Origin of the sequence: Pseudomonas sp. yb_5, assembly GCF_043103865.1 — a bacterium.
Lineage (GTDB): Bacteria > Pseudomonadota > Gammaproteobacteria > Pseudomonadales > Pseudomonadaceae > Aquipseudomonas > Aquipseudomonas putida_Y.
In genome coordinates, this window is record NZ_JBICKE010000107.1 from 1 (window position 1) to 3246 (window position 3246).

At 56.5% G+C, this 3246-nt stretch carries 4 protein-coding genes and 3 tRNA genes; all 7 read left to right on the forward strand.

Annotated elements, in window-relative coordinates:
• Positions 1–133: 133 nt before the first annotated feature.
• Positions 134–1093, forward strand: a complete 960-nt coding sequence (birA, locus tag ACF8GF_RS19900) for a bifunctional biotin--[acetyl-CoA-carboxylase] ligase/biotin operon repressor BirA (protein WP_176684319.1) — start codon at positions 134–136, stop codon at positions 1091–1093.
• Positions 1083–1832, forward strand: a complete 750-nt coding sequence (locus ACF8GF_RS19905; protein WP_176684320.1) for a pantothenate kinase — start codon at positions 1083–1085, stop codon at positions 1830–1832. Before birA ends, ACF8GF_RS19905 begins: the two co-directional genes overlap by 11 nt.
• A gap of 7 nt (positions 1833–1839) precedes the next feature.
• Positions 1840–2265 carry a hypothetical protein gene (locus ACF8GF_RS19910; protein ID WP_176684321.1) on the forward strand — a complete coding sequence of 142 codons (426 nt, stop codon included), beginning with the start codon at positions 1840–1842 and terminating at the stop codon, positions 2263–2265.
• A gap of 152 nt (positions 2266–2417) precedes the next feature.
• A tRNA-Tyr gene (locus ACF8GF_RS19915) sits at positions 2418–2501 on the forward strand.
• A 24-nt stretch (positions 2502–2525) separates the two neighbouring features.
• Positions 2526–2599, forward strand: a tRNA-Gly gene (locus ACF8GF_RS19920).
• A gap of 29 nt (positions 2600–2628) precedes the next feature.
• Positions 2629–2704: transfer RNA gene (locus ACF8GF_RS19925), tRNA-Thr, on the forward strand.
• 78 nt (positions 2705–2782) lie between these two features.
• On the forward strand, positions 2783–3246 hold a 464-nt coding region (locus tag ACF8GF_RS19930), incomplete at its 3' end, for a GTP-binding protein (RefSeq protein ID WP_392488396.1).

The following is a 3246-nucleotide window of genomic DNA, read 5'->3' on the forward strand; positions in this document are numbered from 1 at the left end:
GGGGCTGAAAATTCCAGGCCTGGCAGTGTTTCACTCTGTGATTGCGATGCGCAGCCCCTCCTGCAGGCCCTTTTCCTATGCAAGCCAACAGCCCATGGCTATCATGCCTGCCTTATTCCAAGTCGAGACTGGCATGCTGAAGTTGTTGAATCTCCTCAAGGATGGTCGGTTCCATTCCGGAGAAGCTCTGGGGGCAGCCCTGGGGGTGAGTCGCAGCGCAGTTTGGAAGCAGCTGCAGCATCTGGAAAGTGAGCTGAACCTCACCATTCACAAGGTTCGTGGCCGCGGTTACCAGTTGGCCGCGCCACTGGCTTTGCTCGAGGCGAAGGCAATCGCCGGGTTTGCCGTGGGTGAACAGTGGCCGGTATTCATCCACGAAACCATCGATTCGACCAATGCCGAAGGCTTGCGCCTTGCCGCTGAAGGGCAGGCGGCTCCATTCCTGGTTCTCGCCGAGCGTCAGAGTGCTGGGCGCGGTCGGCGCGGCCGGCAGTGGGTCAGCCCATTTGCTGAAAATCTCTATTACAGTCTGGTGCTGCGTGTCGATGGGGGCATGCGTCAGCTTGAGGGGTTGAGCTTGGTGGTGGGGTTGGCGGTAATGCGCACCTTGCAGGCGTTCGGGGTAAAGGATGTCGGGCTTAAATGGCCTAACGATGTGTTGGTTCGTGGGCAGAAGATCACCGGGATTCTCCTGGAATTGGTGGGCGATCCTGCAGATGTCTGTCATGTAGTGCTAGGCATTGGTATCAATGTAAACATGCAGGTAAACGACCAGGTCGATCAGCAGTGGACCTCTATGCGGCGTGAGGTAGGGGCAGCCATAGATCGTAATCACTTGGTAGCGCTGCTCAGCCAGCAGTTGCAGCACGAATTGGCGCGCCATCGCCGATACGGCTTTGCCGCATTCCAGGAGGAGTGGGAGCAGGCACACTTGTGGCAGGGTCGCAATGTTTCGCTCATTGCTGGTAGTACACGTATTGATGGTGTGGTTCTTGGCGTCGACGGGCAGGGTGGTTTGCGCCTTGAGGTGGACGGGATGGAAAAGAGCTTCAGTGGTGGTGAGCTCAGTTTGAGGTTGCGTGATGATTCTTGAGCTCGATTGCGGTAACAGCTTCATCAAGTGGCGGGTGATCCATGTCGCCGATGCTGTGATTGAAGGTGGCGGGATCGTCGATTCCGACCAGGCGCTGGTGGCCGAAGTGGCTGCGCTCGCGTCAGTGCACCTTACGGGTTGCCGTATTGTGAGTGTGCGTAGCGAAGATGAAACCGATGCGCTTTGCGCGGTGATTGCTCAGGCATTTGCCGTGCAGGCGCGAGTGGCCCACCCGGTCCGTGAAATGGCTGGTGTGCGAAATGGTTATGACGACTATCAGCGCCTGGGTATGGATCGTTGGCTGGCGGCGCTGGGTGCGTTTCACCTGGCCAAAGGCGCGTGCCTGGTGATTGACCTGGGGACCGCAGCAAAAGCGGACTTCGTGTCCGCGGACGGCGAGCATCTGGGAGGTTACATCTGCCCGGGTATGCCGTTGATGCGTAGCCAACTGCGTACTCACACCCGTCGTATCCGCTACGACGATGCCTCCGCGGAGCGCGCATTGACCAGTTTGTCGCCAGGTCGCTCGACTGTCGAAGCGGTAGAGCGCGGTTGCGTATTGATGCTCCGGGGCTTTGCCTACACCCAGCTCGAGCAGGCTCGTGTGCTCTGGGGTGAGGATTTCACTGTGTTCCTCACTGGCGGTGATGCACCGTTGGTGAGGGAAGCCTTGCCGCAGGCGCGTGTCGTGCCTGACCTGGTTTTCGTTGGCCTGGCAATGGCCTGCCCATTGGATTGAGGTGCCTATGCGCTGGTTGTTTCTGCTGTTACTGGTGCTTAACGTCTTTTATTACGTATGGCATCAGCAGGAAGCCCCGCTGAAGGTCAAGGAAGTCGCCCCGTTGTCGCTGTACAAGGGGAATCAGCAAGAAATCCGTCTGTTGCGTGAAACTGGCGTGTCCGCACCGCCCAAGCGTCGTGATGAGTGCCTGGTAGTCGGGGGCGTGATGGGGCGGGTGCAGTTGGATGCGCTGCGTCAACGCCTGCTGAGTCTGGATATTGCCACCTTGCCGGTCGTAGGGCAGTTGCCTGGGGTGGATGGTCGCTGGCTCAAGGTTGCTCCGGAAAGCGAGCGTTTGCTGGACCAAACGGTGCTTCAGGCTCTTTCCAATGATTTCAAAGACTTAAAACATAAAATTATTTTCTGCCAGGGTATTGCAACTGGCGAATAGCTTGATAGAATGGCGCCCGCTTCACAGGGAACGCCACTTAGGTGGTAGAGCTGGAAGCGGTGTCAAAGCAGCTAAGTTTCAGATTTGATTGAAAAAATTTGAAAAAACGCTTGACACTAGGACGGCAGACAAATAGAATGCCGGCCACATCTGGAGGGATTCCCGAGCGGTCAAAGGGGACGGACTGTAAATCCGTTGCGAGAGCTTCGAAGGTTCGAATCCTTCTCCCTCCACCAGTTTTAGCGAGAGCCGCAAGCTCCGCGGGTATAGTTTAGTGGTAGAACCTCAGCCTTCCAAGCTGATGATGCGGGTTCGATTCCCGCTACCCGCTCCAAGTTTGCCGGATTTTGCACAAAGTGTTTCGCTCTTGTAGCTCAGTTGGTAGAGCACACCCTTGGTAAGGGTGAGGTCAGCGGTTCAAGTCCGCTCAAGAGCTCCATATAAACAAGGCAGATATGAAAATATCTGCCTTTGTTTTATCAGCGCAAGACTATTTCTTCTGCGGAGGATTGTATCGATGGCTAAGGAAAAGTTTGATCGTTCCCTTCCCCACGTTAACGTCGGCACTATCGGCCACGTTGACCACGGTAAGACCACTCTGACCGCAGCTCTGACTCGCGTTTGCTCCGAAGTTTTCGGTTCGGCAATCGTTGAGTTCGACAAGATCGACTCGGCTCCGGAAGAAAAAGCGCGCGGTATCACCATCAACACCGCTCACGTTGAGTACAACTCGACCATTCGTCACTACGCTCACGTTGACTGCCCAGGTCACGCTGACTACGTGAAGAACATGATCACCGGTGCTGCCCAGATGGACGGCGCGATCCTGGTTTGCTCGGCCGCCGATGGTCCGATGCCACAAACCCGTGAGCACATCCTGCTGTCCCGTCAGGTAGGCGTTCCGTACATCGTGGTCTTCCTGAACAAGGCTGACCTGGTAGACGACGCTGAGCTGCTGGAGCTGGTCGAGATGGAAGTTCG

What these genes read in the sequence shown, in the direction of transcription:
- ACF8GF_RS19910 (WP_176684321.1), top strand. Translation starts at nt 1,840, where the DNA reads ATGCGCTGGTTGTTTCTGCTGTTACTGGTGCTTAACGTCTTTTATTAC.
- ACF8GF_RS19905 (WP_176684320.1), top strand. Translation starts at nt 1,083, where the DNA reads ATGATTCTTGAGCTCGATTGCGGTAACAGCTTCATCAAGTGGCGGGTG.
- birA (WP_176684319.1), top strand. Translation starts at nt 134, where the DNA reads ATGCTGAAGTTGTTGAATCTCCTCAAGGATGGTCGGTTCCATTCCGGA.